The sequence below is a fragment of the Sutcliffiella rhizosphaerae genome, assembly GCF_917563925.1.
Taxonomy (GTDB): Bacteria; Bacillota; Bacilli; order Bacillales; family Bacillaceae_I; genus Sutcliffiella_A; species Sutcliffiella_A rhizosphaerae.
The window spans coordinates 119142-136649 of sequence record NZ_CAKJTJ010000001.1; the positions used below are offsets into that span (position 1 = coordinate 119142).

Annotated in this window: 18 protein-coding genes; 1 reads left to right on the top strand and 17 read right to left on the bottom strand. The window is 39.0% G+C overall.

The window, feature by feature from the left end:
• Positions 1 to 189 precede the first annotated feature (189 nt).
• The 9 genes from LRP81_RS00625 to LRP81_RS00665 all read right to left on the bottom strand — a co-directional run bounded on the left by LRP81_RS00625 (position 190) and on the right by LRP81_RS00665 (position 7462).
• Positions 190 to 1155: a PhoH family protein gene (locus LRP81_RS00625; RefSeq protein WP_230499296.1), complete on the bottom strand. Its 966-nt coding sequence runs from the start codon at positions 1153 to 1155 to the stop codon at positions 190 to 192.
• Positions 1156 to 1158: 3 nt separating this feature from the next.
• A complete protein-coding gene (yqfD, locus tag LRP81_RS00630) occupies positions 1159 to 2346 on the bottom strand; it encodes a sporulation protein YqfD (RefSeq protein WP_230499297.1) in 1188 nt (395 codons plus the stop codon).
• A 15-nt stretch (positions 2347 to 2361) separates the two neighbouring features.
• Positions 2362 to 2646, bottom strand: coding sequence for a sporulation protein YqfC (gene yqfC / locus LRP81_RS00635; RefSeq protein ID WP_230499298.1), 285 nt, complete (start codon positions 2644 to 2646; stop codon positions 2362 to 2364).
• 151 nt (positions 2647 to 2797) lie between these two features.
• Positions 2798 to 3412, bottom strand: coding sequence for a hypothetical protein (locus tag LRP81_RS00640; RefSeq protein WP_230499299.1), 615 nt, complete (start codon positions 3410 to 3412; stop codon positions 2798 to 2800).
• Positions 3413 to 3567: 155 nt separating this feature from the next.
• A complete protein-coding gene (gene floA / locus LRP81_RS00645; protein ID WP_230499300.1) occupies positions 3568 to 4563 on the bottom strand; it encodes a flotillin-like protein FloA in 996 nt (331 codons plus the stop codon).
• A gap of 20 nt (positions 4564 to 4583) precedes the next feature.
• Positions 4584 to 5921 carry an NfeD family protein gene (locus LRP81_RS00650; RefSeq protein ID WP_230499301.1) on the bottom strand — a complete coding sequence of 446 codons (1338 nt, stop codon included), beginning with the start codon at positions 5919 to 5921 and terminating at the stop codon, positions 4584 to 4586.
• A gap of 199 nt (positions 5922 to 6120) precedes the next feature.
• Positions 6121 to 6564, bottom strand: a complete 444-nt coding sequence (locus tag LRP81_RS00655) for a GatB/YqeY domain-containing protein (RefSeq protein WP_230499302.1) — start codon at positions 6562 to 6564, stop codon at positions 6121 to 6123.
• Between the two features lie 14 nt (positions 6565 to 6578).
• Positions 6579 to 6752 carry a 30S ribosomal protein S21 gene (gene rpsU, locus LRP81_RS00660; RefSeq protein ID WP_010196218.1) on the bottom strand — a complete coding sequence of 58 codons (174 nt, stop codon included), beginning with the start codon at positions 6750 to 6752 and terminating at the stop codon, positions 6579 to 6581.
• Between the two features lie 146 nt (positions 6753 to 6898).
• A complete protein-coding gene (locus LRP81_RS00665) occupies positions 6899 to 7462 on the bottom strand; it encodes a flavin reductase family protein (protein WP_230499303.1) in 564 nt (187 codons plus the stop codon).
• Positions 7463 to 7522: 60 nt separating this feature from the next.
• Between LRP81_RS00665 and LRP81_RS00670 the strand changes: the two genes are divergently transcribed.
• Positions 7523 to 8449 (top strand): Na/Pi symporter, encoded by a 927-nt coding sequence (locus LRP81_RS00670; protein WP_230499304.1) that lies wholly within the window; start codon positions 7523 to 7525, stop codon positions 8447 to 8449.
• A gap of 276 nt (positions 8450 to 8725) precedes the next feature.
• On the opposite strand, the gene deoC is transcribed toward LRP81_RS00670, so the two are convergent.
• The 8 genes from deoC to hrcA form a co-directional block, all read right to left on the bottom strand.
• Entirely contained in the window at positions 8726 to 9397 is a 672-nt protein-coding gene (gene deoC / locus LRP81_RS00675) for a deoxyribose-phosphate aldolase (protein ID WP_230499305.1), read from the bottom strand.
• A 151-nt stretch (positions 9398 to 9548) separates the two neighbouring features.
• Positions 9549 to 10913, bottom strand: coding sequence for a tRNA (N(6)-L-threonylcarbamoyladenosine(37)-C(2))-methylthiotransferase MtaB (mtaB, locus tag LRP81_RS00680; protein ID WP_230499306.1), 1365 nt, complete (start codon positions 10911 to 10913; stop codon positions 9549 to 9551).
• Positions 10914 to 10923: 10 nt separating this feature from the next.
• Positions 10924 to 11676 carry a 16S rRNA (uracil(1498)-N(3))-methyltransferase gene (locus tag LRP81_RS00685; protein WP_230499567.1) on the bottom strand — a complete coding sequence of 251 codons (753 nt, stop codon included), beginning with the start codon at positions 11674 to 11676 and terminating at the stop codon, positions 10924 to 10926.
• An 11-nt stretch (positions 11677 to 11687) separates the two neighbouring features.
• Positions 11688 to 12632, bottom strand: coding sequence for a 50S ribosomal protein L11 methyltransferase (gene prmA / locus LRP81_RS00690; RefSeq protein ID WP_230499307.1), 945 nt, complete (start codon positions 12630 to 12632; stop codon positions 11688 to 11690).
• A 32-nt stretch (positions 12633 to 12664) separates the two neighbouring features.
• A complete protein-coding gene (gene dnaJ / locus LRP81_RS00695) occupies positions 12665 to 13792 on the bottom strand; it encodes a molecular chaperone DnaJ (RefSeq protein WP_230499308.1) in 1128 nt (375 codons plus the stop codon).
• A gap of 152 nt (positions 13793 to 13944) precedes the next feature.
• Complete coding sequence (gene dnaK, locus LRP81_RS00700) at positions 13945 to 15786, bottom strand: molecular chaperone DnaK (protein WP_230499309.1); 1842 nt, start codon at positions 15784 to 15786, stop codon at positions 13945 to 13947.
• Between the two features lie 35 nt (positions 15787 to 15821).
• Positions 15822 to 16391 carry a nucleotide exchange factor GrpE gene (gene grpE, locus LRP81_RS00705; protein ID WP_399206848.1) on the bottom strand — a complete coding sequence of 190 codons (570 nt, stop codon included), beginning with the start codon at positions 16389 to 16391 and terminating at the stop codon, positions 15822 to 15824.
• A gap of 77 nt (positions 16392 to 16468) precedes the next feature.
• A complete protein-coding gene (gene hrcA, locus LRP81_RS00710; RefSeq protein ID WP_230499311.1) occupies positions 16469 to 17500 on the bottom strand; it encodes a heat-inducible transcriptional repressor HrcA in 1032 nt (343 codons plus the stop codon).
• Positions 17501 to 17508: the final 8 nt, after the last annotated feature.

Genomic DNA, 17508 nt, shown 5'->3' on the forward strand with positions numbered 1-17508 from the left:
CTTGACGGATTGGTTTATAGACTCGAGGGGCTAGGCGCTGGAGCTAGACCTTTTTATGTATTTAGCAAGTGAAAGAGCCCCTATCAAGGGGCTTTCTGACTGACAACAAATAACTATAGCCCTTCATTACTCTTTTCAAGAGTACCTCCCAGGGGGCTCCGTGCTTAGTGCAACAATCTAAGAGTCACATCATTTCTCTTCTAGCTTATCGTATGCGTCAATAATTTTGGCTACTAAAGGATGGCGAACGACATCGGATTGTTCCAGTTCAATAAATCGAATTCCGGAAGTATTTTTTAATATATCACGTACGACAGCTAAACCTGATTTCATTCCTTTTGGAAGGTCTACCTGTGATATATCCCCTGTTATCACCATTTTTGATCCAAAGCCAAGTCTCGTTAAGAACATTTTCATTTGGGCTGTCGTTGTATTCTGGGCTTCATCCAAAATGACAAAAGCATCATCAAGTGTTCTACCTCTCATATATGCTAAAGGTGCAATTTCAATAGTTCCTCTTTCTAATAACCGCTGTGTATGCTCTGCCCCAAACAAATCATGCAATGCATCATATAATGGTCGCAAATAAGGATCCACTTTCTCCTTCAAATCACCTGGGAGAAACCCTAAACTTTCACCCGCTTCTACTGCTGGACGTGTAAGAATAATTCGCTTTACTTGTCCATTTTTTAATGCAGTTATTGCCATAACAACTGCAAGATACGTTTTCCCAGTACCGGCAGGGCCAATTCCAAAAACAAGGTCACTTTTACGGATCGCTGCTACATAACGTCTTTGTCCGAGCGTTTTGACCCTTATAGCCTTGCCTTTAACATTTTTCGTAAGCTCTTCCTCAAATAACTCTTGAAAGGTATCTAGCTTACTGTCTCTTGCTAACTGGATCGCATAAATGACATCGCGCTCACTAATAGTGACACCTTTGCGGATGACTTCAAGTAAATTTTGGAGGACTGCATCCACCATTTCTACATCTTTCACATCACCTGAAACATTTACAGTTTCCCCTCTTGTTACAATGGAAACATTTAATTCCTCTTCCATCCGTTTTAGATGTACATCTTGATTCCCAAACAAAGCTATAGCTTCGTTCGGATTCTTAAGTTGCTGATTCATCATCACTAGTTCTTCTGACATTCATTAGTCTCCTTGAGTAATTGGTTCGATTTTTACGATATTTTCAATGACTTGGAAGTGTATATCTACCATTACTTTACCATTCTCCTTAGTCGTTCGCAAAACTTTTTCACCCTTTATCTCTGCATCTTTACCAAAATTTGAAAGCAATTGTTTTCTTCCAATGGAAATAGCTTGTTCAACCACTTCCTCGTCATCATAAATTCGTTCCACTTTTTCCTGTTCGTGTATCGTTTTATCTACATAAGAAATCGGAAGTTTCCATTTTCCAAAAAAGAAAGGTCGTTCTGCTTCATATTCCTCTTTCTGAGCAAATTCAGGTTCAAATAATCCCCAAATTGGAAGCTTAACCTTGCCAAATTTCAAATACTGTTTACGATACGTCTCACCAGTCAAAACGGATAATTTAGTCTTTATTGGAACAGCAACCTCTGTTAAATACCATGTTTCTCCAAGTACTTCTCCAATGGCAGCAATAGACCTTTCCTTTCCCTCTTTCCCTATAATACCGGAAACAAGAACCTGACCTTTTTTCACGTGATCGTTTACTTGCACCATTGGTTGTCCTTTTTCAACGTAGATTTTTGTTATCATAGCCTTTTTCGTTGCAACCAAACTCCTCGGAGAAGGATTCTCTATCTTTTTCGGTTCATTTTTTTCAACGACTTCAAAGTGATAGGATGTCCCATTTAAAACCACACCAATCCATGTAATTTCATTAACTGTATCCGTCAAATACCTCTGAATACTCTCGACATCTTTTATAAAAAATTGAAACTTCCCCTTTTTTACACCTAGCTTGTCTAATTCCTGCATGATTTTATGCTCAGTCGCTGGTTCCGCTCCTTTAATTTCAATACTCCATACCATATTAGATAAGAGAAATACCGAAATAAAAGCTATCAAAATACCTATTAAAATTCCGCTGTTCTTCCATGAATATCTTGCTATAAAAGGGAGGCCTTTCCTCGTTAAAAAGCGAAAGGTACAATCCTGTGTTCTTATCAATCTTTTTAGTGCTTTTACATCTTTTAGAAGCACATAGCAGGTATAAGCTTCCTCACCCATTTTTTTTACTTTCCAAACTTGAATTCCTCTTCTAGTACAATCATTAAGAAATCGTTCTACACCCTTGCCATGAATGATTATTTTAACAGTTCCAGAAATAAAGTTTATCCATTGATTTTTCATGAATATCCCCCTAATTTATTCTTCCAGATACGTGACTTGATCTATTTTCCCTTCAAGGAGAATTTCTTCTGGTAGGATAGTTCTAATAACAAAAGAATTCCCCTTCACCAAGAGCTGCCCTTGTTTAAGCATTAAACGGATTTCCGTATCACTAAATTTTAATAATCCACGGTGATTTTCTATATATATATGTATTTGTCCAATCATTGTAATTCTTGGCAGATCCATCATGACATCTGCGGGTAATTCCATATTGTTCGTAATCCAATTATTTATTCGGGAACGAAATTTCTTCAGCATGGAAAGACCCCCCTTCTTTTCATATGTATGAAGAAACAAGGGGGTTTAATACAGAATTTTTTGAAGGAAAGGGGACTGGGGAGAATATAGGGTTAAAATTAATTTATAAATCAAAAGCCCCTTGCATTATTACACATGCAAAGGGCTTTTATTATCTCTTCTTTTGAATGTATTCCGAATAAACAGGACGATGCGGATTTCTTGCACGTGGCTGACCAAGAATTTCTGACCACATTACACCTTCGACAACACGGTCAGGATTCATCTTCAATCGCGGGTTAGCGACTCTTCCTTCTGACCTTTTCAAATCATTTTTGAAAATAGGACTGTCTTTGGCTATATCTTGCATGGAAGTAGTAACATCTTCAATCTCATCCTTAATACGATCTTCCAGTGGTGAAATTTGCTGTCTTTTCTCTTCCACTTTCTCCATATAGGGATTTACTTTTTCACGAATTTTTTGCTCAAGCTCTTCCAATTTCCCTTCTCCAAATACGTCCCAATCAATGCGGGGTTTTTCTTCGGTTCTTGTAGATGCTTGAGTATTAGATGCAGGTTTTGCCGCACTTTCGCGTCTGTAATCTTCATAGTCTTCTTGGCGAGACCTTGCTGCTTGCGGCTTTTGTTGCCGCTGTTGAGTTTGTTGTTGCTGACGATTCTTCTGTTGCTTATCTTCTGGACTTTTTCTAAATAATCCTGACAAAATTCCAAACAGAATAAGAATCAACCATGGATTTTGTCTTAGTAAGTCAAAGATTATCTCCAAAGAATGCATCCTCCTTTCATCGAGGAGTAAAAGGAATACTTAAGCATTCCCTCAAACTACTGACAAACGCTCGTATTTTTCGTTATTCGCCTTAGTAGTATGCTCGAGCGCGGTTATTATTTAAATAGCCTTATGCACTTTTTAATATTCTATTATTATTTTTTATCATCATCTTCAGATTGATCTGTTAGTTTACCGATTGAATCTCTCATATCTGTATCTGCTGTGATATTCTGAATGTTCATATAGTCCATCACACCAATGTTACCAGTGCGTAATGCTTCTGCCATAGCAAGCGGAACTTCTGCTTCTGCTTCGACAACTTTTGCACGCATTTCTTCTACGCGGGCACGCATTTCCTGCTCTTGTGCAACGGCCATTGCGCGGCGTTCTTCCGCTTTTGCTTGGGCAATTTTCTTATCTGCTTCTGCTTGGTCTGTTTGAAGCTCTGCTCCGATGTTTTTCCCGATATCAATATCCGCAATATCAATAGATAGGATTTCAAATGCCGTACCTGCATCCAAACCTTTAGATAATACAGTTTGTGAAATCATATCAGGATGCTCTAGTACTTTCTTATGATTATCAGCGGAACCAATCGTACTAACGATACCTTCCCCAACACGGGCAACAACTGTTTCCTCACCAGCACCCCCGACTAAACGGTCGATATTGGCACGAACTGTTATACGCGCTTTCGCTTTTACTTCAATACCATCCATCGCAACACCAGAGATAAATGGCGTTTCAATTACTTTAGGATTAACGGACATTTGCACTGCTTCTAATACATCACGACCAGCAAGGTCAATTGCCGCTGCTCGTTCAAATGATAATGAAATATTGGCACGCTGAGCTGCAATTAGTGCATTAACTACACGGTCCACATTACCACCAGCTAAGTAGTGACTCTCAAGCTGATTCGTTTGAACTGGTAAACCTGCTTTGTGCGCTTTGATCAAAGGGTTGATAACTCTACTCGGGATTACACGTCTTAATCTCATCCCAACAAGTGTGAAAATACTAACTCTTACACCGGCAGCCAATGCTGAAATCCACAGCATGATTGGTACAAACGTAAGAAGAACCGATAGAAAGATAATACCTAAAACCACTGCAAGTAAAATAATTAAAGTACCGGGATCTAACATAATAATTTCCTCCTAAAACATTATTCAGCAGATTGAATTTCTCTAACTACGATGCGGGAACCTTCTGCTTTGATTACTCGTATCTTTTTGTTCGCTCCAATAAAATTACCTTCTGTTACAACATCAAATCTTTCATCACTATTAAAAACTGCAGTACCTGCAGGTCTTAAAGGAGTCAATGTAACGCCTTCTTGCCCGACCAACTCAATTCTAGAGACATTTGATACGTATCCTTGTTCACTATTTGTGGAATCACGTAGCACAATTCGGTCGAAGAGACGAATTCTCTTTCTAAATACAGTAAACATCAATATCATAACAGCAACTGTTACTATCATAGCGATCAATAATGATAACCCCATTCCTGCAATATCATCTGTTGCCAAAAAGAAGCTTACAATAACTGCTCCAAGGCCGAGTATTCCCAGAATCCCTCCTGGGACAAAGAGCTCTAGGACAATTAGAACCACTCCAATGACAAATAAGATAATAGATTCCATACCTGCAAGTCCAGCAACTAAATGTCCATAGAAGAACAATAGTAACGCACTTATTCCCATCGCTCCAGGGATTCCAAAACCAGGTGAGTACAATTCAAGTACGAGTCCTAGCGAGCCAATAGATAAAAGGATAGGTACTACTACCGGATCAGTCAAAAAGCGAGCGATTTTTTCGGCAAAGGATACCTCTGACGTTACAACTTGTGCATCCTCAAAGCCTATTTGACTTAAAAGGTCATCAAGATTGTTAACCGTTCCTTCTGAGTAGCCAACTTCTAAAGCGTTATTAGGTCCTAAAGTGACCAGCTTACCTCTTTCCGCGCCAACCTCTGGAAGGTCAATTTCCTTATCTGCCATGCCCATTGCATATTTAGGGTCGCGGCCATTTAATTCTGCCGCATTTTTCATTTCATTTAACCAATAGGACTGAGATTTATCATCAGCAGCATTACCATCACCAGTTATGACAGCAGCTGCCCCCATGCTTGCACTTGGTGTCATGTAGATCCTGTCTGCATATAAGGCTAAGTATGCACCTGCAGATAATGCCCTATTATTAACAAATGCTATCGTTTCAATGGTAGTACCTCGAAAGCTATCAGCTATTTCACTGGCTGCATCAACGAGTCCACCTGGTGTGTTTATGTCAAACACAATTAGGTCTGCACCTTGCTTTTCAGCAGTATCAATGGAACGATTGATAAAAGCAAGCAATCCCTTTTCTACATTGCCTTTAATCGGAATCACATGGACCACTTTCTCTGCGCTACTAATCTGACCTGGAAATAATGGAAGAACGGATAATACTAATGCAAGTAATATGGCACTAATATAACTAATACGAAGAACTTTTTTCATAATGTCCTCCTCTCCAAAAAACTATTCATATTTTCACCTTATTCACTTGTTAATACGCACAGAAGTTTTCTAGGTTTCAAAAATTAGTGATTATTTTTTTAAAATGTGGCAATCAGGTGAACAAAGGAGAAAATGGTAAAATTTATGTAGAAGTCTTTAAAAATGGCACCTTACAAAGGTAAGGTGCCATTTTTGGTTTTTATGAAAGATGTTGTTGTACAAGTTTGTTCACAAGGCTTCCGTCTGCTTTGCCCTTAACTTTAGGCATAAGCGCACCCATTACTTTACCCATATCCGCTTTGGAAGTCGCATTTACATCCGCAATTATTTGGCGAATTATTGTTGCAAGTTCTTCTTCAGATAATTGTACAGGCATATAATGTTCGACTATGACAATTTCACCTTGTAATTTATGAACCAAGTCTTCACGACCGGCTTTATCAAATTCTTGGAGGGAGTCTTTACGTTGCTTTAATTCACGAGACAATACGGTAAGTTCTTCCTCTTCAGATAAGTCTCTGCCGTGCTTAATCGACTCGTTTTGAATCGAAGACTTTACCATTCGGAGTACGGAAAGCTTCTCTTTGTCCTTATCCTTCATTGCTTGCTTGATATCGGTATTTAAACGTTCGAGAAGACTCATTCTTACACCCTCTTTTAGAATTTACGCTTTCTAGCAGCTTCGGACTTCTTCTTGCGTCTTACGCTTGGCTTTTCATAAAATTCACGCTTTCTTGCTTCTTGCAACGTACCAGTTTTTGAAACTGAACGTTTAAAACGGCGAAGAGCATCTTCAAGCGATTCGTTTTTACGAACAACTGTTTTTGACATTCTAAATTCCCTCCCTCCAGAACAACCACTAACATTTTCAGAAAAACATGAACTATAAATACAAAAAAGCATGTATAGAACATGTACCTACCAATTATAATATATTCACTTTTCCTGGTCAACAAATTATCAAGAAATGCTTGTAGTTAACTATTATCTTGATATAGATTTATTAGCTTCGACTTATCATTGGCAATAAAGTACTGAGATCTTCCCATATAGAGGGGGATTGATAGCTTATCCAAATCCGGTAATCCATCTTTCCTAAAGAGGCCTTCATCCTTATAAAAGCCTGTCATCTCCCCGACAAACCAATCATGATCACCATATGTCTGTTTGTCCATAACTTTACATTCATATGCAATATAAGCTTCTTTCAAAATTGGAGCTTGAATGGTTTTACCCTGCTCGTATTGTATATTAAGGCTTTCAAATTTATTATGTACTTTCCCAGTAATTGTTCCAGATGTTTGATTATAGTGAGCATAATCTTTTCCAACAAAGTTAATAGCAAACTCACCAGAGTTACGTATCAAGTGATGAGAAAATCGTTCCTTAGCAATTGCTACACCGTAAATTGGCGGCTCAAATGAAATGTAAGTATGCCATCCAGCAGCCATGATGTTTTGTTGGCCATTCCAAGAAGCAGTAACGAGTGCCACCATCCCAGGGTAACTGTGCATCACTGTTTTATCTGTCCATTCTCTCATTTCCCTTCTCCTTTCTTGTCATTCTTGTCCACTTCCTGCCATATATTTAGTAAGGAGGTGATGGATTTGTTTTCTATTATAACTCTAATGGCGATTTACTTAGCGATATTTTTAATTGGTATGACTGTCATGAGATCTGGCCTTTTACAGCTCTCAGAGGATCGAACAAAAAATTTCATAACAAAATTTACAGACTATCCATGGAAAGGTTTACTTATTGGCATAATAATTACCGGGCTCTTGCAAAGCAGTTCTGCGGTAATGGTAATTACAGTTGGGCTTGTGGCAGCTGGCTACCTCAGTTTTTACCAAAGCATCGGTATCATGCTTGGAAGTAATATTGGATCGACGTTTATTACAGAACTTATTACGATAGATATTACACCATTTATATTTCCAATATTGATACTTGGATTTATCCTATTGTTCTCTAAACGAAAGTTACCTTTTAGTTTTGGCTCCACAATGTTCGGGTTAGGATGTTTGTTCGTGGCAATGAATGGTTTTGAATCATTGGCAGCACCTTTATCAACTTTCCCAAAAGTGCAGGAATTCCTAACACTGACGAATGAACACCACTTGTTTGGCGTAGGTATTGGAACATTATTAACTGCAATTATCCAGTCAAGCTCTGCTACAACAGGAATAAGCATGAGTTTTTTGTCTCATGATTTATTGTCGCTCCAAGCAGGTATAGCCATAATGTTAGGGGCTAATATTGGAACATGTGTAACGGGTTACCTTGCAAGTATTGGATCTATAAAAGAGGCTAAGCTAACCGCATTTGCTCATATTTGGTTAAATGTAATCGGAGTAACTCTGTTTTTCCCTTTAATTCCTTTTTTAAGTAGATTTGTGGAGTTGTTAGCATCAAGTGCAGATGTTCAACTAGCGCATTCCAGCTTGATATTTAACATTATATGTTCAGTGTTGGCATTGCCATTTGCTAAACAGTTTGCAAAGTTTGTCGAGAGGATTCATGGGTGAAGTTGGGGTTGTGCTAAGGGTAAAGATTCATGTGATTATGGGTTGCAGGCGTTTGGCGTGGCATGTCGAATCTTGTAGTTTCGTCGATATTTGGGTCGTATTCGTCGATATTTTTCACAGAAACTACCGGGTTTTTGTCATAAAGTATTACGATAACACTGCCGATATACCAAAAAATGCACCACCTTTTGAAAAAGGAAGTGCATTAAGTGTATGTTTTTTAGATAAAATAGCGCAGTAAGAAGGAGACCCAAACTTACCATTATCCAAAATTAATTAATAGTCGCTATCTGCAGTTAAACCTTTTACAATGGCGATCCCAGAGCTTGCGCCGATACGTGTAGCGCCAGCTTCGATCATTTCTTGTGCACCTTTCGCATCACGGACACCACCAGATGCTTTAACGCCAATTTCTGGCCCTACTGTTTTTCTCATAAGTGCGATGTCTGCAACTGTCGCCCCACCTGTAGAGAATCCTGTGGACGTTTTTACAAAATCAGCACCAGCATTTACAGCCAAACGACACGCCTTTTCTTTTTCTTCGTTATTTAAAAGTGACGTTTCAATGATTACTTTTGTAAGAGCTCGTCCCTTCGCAGCTTCTACTACTGCACGAATGTCTCTTTCCACTAGCTCATCGTCACCGTCTTTTAAAGCTCCAATATTAATAACCATGTCCACTTCTGTGGCACCGTTTTCAATTGCATTTGTAGTTTCAAATGCTTTAACTTCTGGTGTGGTAGCTCCTAATGGAAACCCAATTACTGTGCAAACCTTTACATTGCTTCCTGCTAAAAGCTCTGCGGATTTTTTTACCCATGTAGGATTAACGCATACTGATGCGAAATTGTATTCTCTTGCTTCTTGGCAAAGTACTTCAACTTGTTCTTTCGTTGTTTCTGCTTTTAATAATGTATGATCAATCATTTCTCCAATGTTTGTATGCATGATAGATACTCCTTTCAAGTTAAGAGGTCTGACCTCTAACATCATATCATGTTTATTTCTCTTTGGCGAGAATAATATTAGTATTTCCTGCAAGTTTTTTTCCACGACAAAAAAGTGATTCCAGATAAATGGAACCACTTTCCGCAAATTCCTATGAACTTAAACGTACATTCGATTCTTCAATCTGTGGAGAATCTGAAAGGACACGAACAAACTGACCTTCATTATAAGGGTAGCCTGCTTTTGTAATTTTTACTTTAACTAGCTTACCTACCATTTCTTCCGTTGCTGGAAAAACAACTTTTAGATAGTTATCCGTATAGCCAACATATAAGCCTTGGTCAGGGTTTTCTTTGAAAATTTCTTCTGGGATGACTTCCAATACTTCTTCTTCAAAGCGAGATGCATATTCTTTGGCAAGCTGATCAGAAAGTGCAATCAGACGGTGAACACGTTCATTTTTCACATCTTCATCGACTTGGTCATCCATTCTGGCAGCTGGCGTACCTGTACGTTTAGAGTATGGAAAAACATGTAGTTCGGAAAACTTATGATTTTTAATGAAGTTATATGTTTCCAAAAACTCTTCTTCTGTTTCCCCAGGAAAACCGACGATAACATCCGAAGTAATGGCAAGACCCGGAAGAGCTTCTTTTAAGCGCTCTAGGCGTTCAGCAAAAAACTCCATCGTGTATTTACGACGCATTCTTTTAAGAACTGTGTTGGAAGCGGATTGAATTGGAATGTGCAAGTGACGTACTATTTTTTCAGAATTGTTTAGTACTTCAATAACCTCATCGGTTATTTGACTTGCTTCAATCGATGAAATACGGATACGCTTTAATCCGTTCACTTTTTCATCCAACTCACGCAACAACATTGCAAAATTGTAGTCTTTCATATCTTCGCCATACCCGCCTGTGTGGATACCCGTTAAAACGATTTCCTTATAGCCGGCATCAACAAGCTGTTGTGCTTGGGTAACAACTTCCTTTGGATCACGAGAGCGCATTAAGCCACGTGCCCATGGAATGATACAAAAAGTACAGAAGTTATTGCAACCTTCTTGAATTTTCAAAGATGCTCGTGTGCGATCAGTAAATGCTGGAACATCCAATTCCTCGTATACACGTGCTTTCATTATGTTTCCTACACCATTAATCGGTTGGCGTTCTTGTTTGAATTGTTCAATATAATCTAGCATTTTTACACGATCTTGTGTACCTACGACAATATCTACACCAGGTATTGCCATGATTTCTGCTGGAGAAGTTTGTGCATAACATCCTGTAACACATATTACTGCGTTGGGATTTTTTCTGATAGCTCGACGAATGACCTGACGGCTCTTCTTATCTCCAGTATTTGTAACGGTACATGTATTGATGACATATACATCAGACGTACCTTCAAATTCAGTACGCTCATAGTTATTTGCTTTGAAAAGCTGCCAAATTGCTTCTGTTTCATAATGGTTAACTTTACACCCTAGTGTGTGAAAGGCAACTGTTGGCATGTTTTCCACCTCACATTAATTCTAAATGATAGGATATGGCTGCAAGCGTAAATAGCGGGGCCGTTTCCGTTCTTAAAATTCTCGGTCCAAGTGCACAGCAGATGAATCCATATTCCTTTAGTTTTTCAATCTCTTTTTCACTTAGTCCACCCTCTGGGCCAAAAATACAAAGCAGGGATTCACCATGCTTTAATTTTTGAAGGGTGTGAGCAAAAGCTGCTTTTTCACCGTCTTTTGCACTTTCTTCATAAGCGACGATTTTATGGTCATATGACCTGCTTTTTTCTAACAATTGAGAAAAGCTTGCAGGTTCAGATACGTTAGGAACAACGGTACGATGGGATTGCTCTGCAGCTTCTTTCGCAATCTTATTCCATCGCTCCGCTTTCTTTTTACCTTTTTTTTCATCTAGCTTCACAATGGAACGAGCAGCATTAAAAGGGATAAATGACTCTGCTCCAAGCTCTGTCCCTTTTTGAATCACAAGTTCCAATTTATCCCCTTTAGGCAACCCGCTCCCAATCGTTACCCGAACCGGCATCTCGCTATTTGTCTCTATCCATTCTACAATATCAACAACTACCGATTCATTGGTAATTTCAACAATTTTACACTGTGCAGTTTTTTTTATTTCAGAAAAACTGCACAAAAGGTCATCGCCTACATTCATCCTCATAACTCTAACGATATGATGTACATCTTCTCCTGTTATCGAAATAGAAGATTCATTTACTTGATCGTTTTTGACAAAATAACGCTGCACGACTATCACGCTCAGCTTTCTTCTTTTTTAGCGATGAAGGCAACCCAATCTTCCATCATCATTGTTTCCTCTATTTTAAAGCCAGACTTGATGAGAGCTTCTTTCACCACTTGTTTTTTCATGCTGATAATACCTGATGATATAAAGGTTCCACCGTTTTCTAGAACATGGTACACATCATCTGTAAACCTTACGATAACTTCTGCTAAAATATTGGCAACTACAACATTTACAGGGCCATCTACATTTTTCAAAAGATTATTTTGTTTTACTGTTACCTTTGGATGAACTTTATTTAACTTTATATTAAGCTTTGCAGACTCTACTGCCACTTCATCTAAATCAAGGGCAAGTACTTCTTCTGCTTCAAGTAAAGCCGCAGCAATGCTTAATACACCCGAACCAGTTCCTACATCAATAACTGTGTCATGAGGCTTTACTATTCGTTCAATTGCTTGAATACATAAAACGGTAGTAGGATGTGTTCCGGTTCCAAATGCCATTCCTGGATCTAGCTCAATAATTTTTTCGTCTGTATTTACAGGCTCGTAAGTTTCCCAAGTTGGTACTATTGTAAATTTTTCAGATATTTTTACTGGGTTGTAGTATTTTTTCCAGGCTGTCGCCCACTCTTCTTCGTTCACTTCACTAATAGAGATCTTGTTAAGTCCAAGGTCAATGTCATAAACCAATAAATTATTTATGGCATCCTTGATTCCTTCGACTGTTTCCCCTAAAAAGCTGTTAACTGGAAGATATGCCTTCATGATGACTCCTTCTTCGGGATAGTCATCTGGATTGAGTTGGTATATCTCACCGAATTGATCTTCTCTTTCTTTTGTGAGTTCAAATGGATCTTCTATCACAACTCCACTGGCGCCAGCTTCATGAAGAATATTAGAAATAGGTTCTACCGCCTCGTTTGTTGTATGGATACTAATTTCTGACCATTTCATACATACCAACTCCAATCCTAATCGTGCTAATGTTATTCACCTTTTAATACACGTTTTACTCTTGCAAAAAAGCTATCTTCATTCTCATCAGGGGTTTGCCCACTGATATCTGCAAATTCTCGTATTAATTGCTTCTGTTTTTCGGTTAATTTCGTTGGTGTTACGACACGAATTTTAATATGCTGATCTCCTTGTCCGTAACCTCGCACATTCGCAATTCCTTTACCCTTAAGACGGAAATTAGTACCAGTTTGAGTACCTGCGGGAACTTTCAATTTTACTTTCCCATGAAGGGTTGGCACTTCTACTTCATCTCCAAGTGCTGCCTGTGCAAAAGTAATTGGCATTTCACAGTATACATCATCGCCATCACGTTCAAAGAATTCATGACTCTTAACATGGAAAACGACATACAGGTCTCCAGCAGGTCCGCCATTGGTACCAGCTTCCCCTTTCCCTGCAACTCGTAATTGTTGCCCTTCATCCACGCCAGCTGGAATATTCACTTTGATTTTGTTTCGTTTCTTTATACGGCCATTCCCATTACAGGAGGAGCATTTATTCGGGATAAACTTGCCTGTTCCGTTACATTTTGAACAAGTTCTTCTATTGACGATTCTTCCAAATGGTGTATTTTGTTCGACACTCTCTTGCCCTGTACCTCGGCAATGTGAACATGTCTCCACTTTTGTTCCAGGTTTTGCACCAGAGCCGTTACATGTGTCACAGGACTCTTCGATAGGAATTTCAATCGTAGTTTCTTTTCCAAAGGCTGCATCTTCAAAAGAAAGCGTCATGGAATATTGTAAATCAGCGCCTTGTCTTGGTGCATTTGGATCACGACGTCTTCTGCCACCACCTTGACCGCCAAAAAATGTTTCAAAAATGTCTTCAAAGCCAAAGCCACCACCGAAGTCTCCGCCACCGCCAAAACCTTGATTAGGGTCGGTGTGACCAAATTGATCATAGTGAGCTTTTTTGTTATCATCACTTAATATCTCATAGGCTTCTTTTAACTCTTTAAATTTATCTGCCGCATTAGCCTCTTTATTAATGTCTGGATGGTATTGTTTGGATAGCTTGCGGTAAGCCTTTTTTATTTCATCTTTCGACGCGCTTTTACTGACGCCAAGTACTTCATAGTAATCGCGTTTACTCATCTAATACCCACTCCCGTTTCATTTCACATAAAGGTTATTGTATCATTCTCATAGCAAAAAAAGCAATAAAAGATAATTGCTATCTATCCATATTACACAAAAAGAAAGCCAAAGCCACGGCTTTGACTTTCTCGTTTTCATTTATCATAGTTTTACTTTTTGTCGTCGTTTACTTCTTCATATTCTGCATCTACAACGTTGTCGTCGTTTTTCGCAGATCCGCCTTCTGCACCTTCCGCACCTTGAGCTGCTTGTTGTGCTTGTGCAGCCTGCTCATAAAGTTTCATGGAAAGCTGTTGAACGATTTCTTGAAGTGCATCTTTTTTCGTACGTATCTCTTCAAGATCGTTTTTCTCGATAGCAGCTTTAAGCTCTTCTTTTGCATCTTCAGCCTTCTTCACTTCTGCCTCATCCACTTTACCTTCAAGGTCTTTTAAAGTTTTTTCAGTAGTGAATACAAGCTGGTCCGCCTCATTGCGAAGTTCCACTTCTTCTTTACGTTGCTTATCAGCATCTGCATTTTCTTCCGCTTCTTTTACCATACGGTTGATTTCATCTTCAGAAAGACCAGATGAAGATTTGATGGTAATTGCTTGTTCTTTGTTTGTGCCCAGGTCTTTTGCACGAACATTCACAATACCGTTTTTGTCGATGTCAAATGACACCTCAATTTGTGGTACACCACGTGGTGCAGATGGAATATCTGTTAATTGGAAACGACCTAATGTTTTGTTGTCACTAGCCATTGGACGCTCACCTTGCAATACGTGAATATCTACAGCTGTTTGATTGTCTGCAGCAGTTGAGAACACTTGAGATTTACTTGTTGGAATCGTTGTATTACGTTCAATAAGCTTTGTAAATACACTGCCCATTGTTTCAATCCCAAGTGAAAGTGGTGTTACGTCAAGTAATACAACATCTTTCACGTCTCCAGTAAGAACTCCACCTTGGATGGCAGCACCTAAAGCAACAACCTCATCTGGATTCACACCTTTGTGTGGGTCTTTCCCAGTTTCTTTTTTAATTGCTTCCTGAACAGCTGGGATACGTGTGGAACCACCAACAAGGATCACTTTATCAAGCTCAGAAGCAGAGATGCCTGCATCTTGTAATGCTTGACGAACAGGACCCATAGTACGTTCTACTAGTCCAGAAGTTAGGTCATCGAATTTCGCACGAGATAAGCTAACTTCCAAGTGAAGCGGCCCAGCTTCTCCTGCTGTAATAAAAGGTAAGGAAATTTGTGTATTAGTTACACCAGAAAGATCTTTTTTCGCTTTTTCTGCTGCGTCTTTTAAACGTTGTAACGCCATTTTATCTTTAGAAAGGTCAATGCCGTTTTCTTTTTTAAATTCAGCAACTAAAAAGTCGATAATAACTTGGTCAAAGTCATCTCCACCAAGACGGTTGTCACCTGCTGTTGAACGCACTTCAAATACTCCGTCGCCTAACTCAAGGACAGAAACGTCGAACGTTCCACCACCAAGGTCATATACAAGAATTGTTTGATCCTCATCCATTTTATCCAATCCATACGCTAATGCAGCTGCAGTTGGCTCGTTGATGATACGTTCCACTTCAAGACCAGCAATCTTACCTGCGTCTTTTGTAGCTTGACGCTCAGCATCATTGAAGTATGCAGGAACGGTGATAACCGCTTTTGTTACTTTATCTCCCAAATATTCTTCAGCATAACTTTTCAAGTGTTGAAGAATGATGGCAGAAACTTCTTGTGGAGAATACTCTTTTCCTTCTACTTCTACTTTGAAATCTGTTCCCATATGGCGCTTAACAGATTGAATAGTATTAGGGTTAGTGATAGATTGACGCTTAGCAACTTCCCCTACTTGGCGTTCACCGTTTTTGAAAGCAACTACAGATGGAGTTGTTCTATTTCCTTCTGGGTTTGGAATAACTTTTGGTTCTCCACCTTCAAGAACAGCAACACATGAGTTCGTTGTTCCTAAGTCAATACCAATGATTTTACTCATTTAATTTTCCTCCTAGTGCATTATATGTAATGGTTTTATTGTTTTACTTTTACCATAGATGGTCTAATAACACGATCTTTCAGTTTATAGCCCTTTTGGAACTCTTCTAATACCGTGTTTGATTCTGCATCCCCTTCATCTACTTGCATAACTGCTTGATGTAAGTGAGGATCAAATGATTGTCCGACAGACTCAATCGCTTCAAGACCTTCCGACTTTAAAGCTTCTACTAACTGACGGTGTACCATTTCCATTCCTTGTAGGAAAGATTGAATCTTTTCATCATCAGAATCTACTTTGAGAGCACGTTCAAAGTTATCTAGGGCTGGAAGTATATCTGTTACAAGATTTTGTGCACGATATTTTTGTGCAGCTTCTTGATCAAGTCTCACGCGTCGACGGTAGTTGTCGAAGTCAGCCTGCAGGCGAAGGAGACGATTTTCAGACTCGTCTAATTTCGCTTCTAACTCTGCTGTTTTTTGATCCTCAGCAGAACCCTCTACCTTTTCAGTAGTTTCGTTTTCTTCTTGATTATCAATTACTTCTTCATTTATTTCTTCCGTTTCCACTGTTGCTTGTTCGTTCTCTTTTGCCAATGGTTTCACCTCCCTTAAAGTATCTGTTCTTGATGTATTTGAGGATTGGGGCCCCCCATCCTTACCAATAATCAATATTTCCAAGCTCAGTCCTTTTGATACAGCTTATTGACTGCTTGTGTAAGGTCTGAACTCACTAACTGCAATAAACTTATGACGCGGGAATATTCCATCCTAGTTGGACCAAGTAAGGCGATAGTTCCAAGTTGCTCGGGTCCGATCGAATAGGTGGCAGAAATGATACTGCAGCCTTCCATACCAGGAATGTTATTTTCACTACCAATTCTCACATTAATACCAGCTTCTTTTGCTCGAATATGTTGGGAAAGATCTTTCCCTTGATCGATTAGCAGCATTAAAGAGCGAATTTTATTAATATCATTGAATTCCGGCTGGGCAAGCATATTCGTTTTCCCACCAAAAAACACTTTATCCTTTTCTTCCATATACAAAGTGGAGCTTAATGACTTCAAGATATTCTCGTAGTTTCCAATATGCGAACGCAAAAGAGTTGCCACTTCTTTGTATAGCTTATTGATTAGGTCAGATAGTGGGACTCCTATCAAGCGTTCGTTCAATATATTAACCATTTTTTGAATATCAGACGAGTCTAGATTCGGCGGGAGTGAAAACATTCGGTTTTCTACATGCCCCGTATCTGTGACAATGATAGCAACTGCTTGATCATTATTTATCGGGATAATCTGGATGTTTTTCAGCCGGTGATCTCTCACACCAGGTCCAAGAACAATGGAAGTATACTTGGTTAAATCTGATAGTATCTGTGCTGATTTTTGTACGGTTTTTTCTAATTCATAAATTTGCTCTCTGAAGATGGATTTAATTTCAAAAACATCTCTTTTTGTAAGCCTATCTGGTGACAATAGATGATCGACATAATATCGATACCCCTTTTCAGATGGAACCCTTCCAGATGAAGTATGTGTTTTTTCAATAAATCCAAGCTCTTCTAAGTCAGACATTTCATTTCTTATGGTTGCAGAACTGAAATTGATCTCATCTTTCTTTGAGAGCGTTCTGGAGCCCACAGGTTGTGCAGATCTTATAAAGTCGTCAATGATAACTTGTAATACTAACAACTGTCGTTCTGTAAGCACTCAGCATC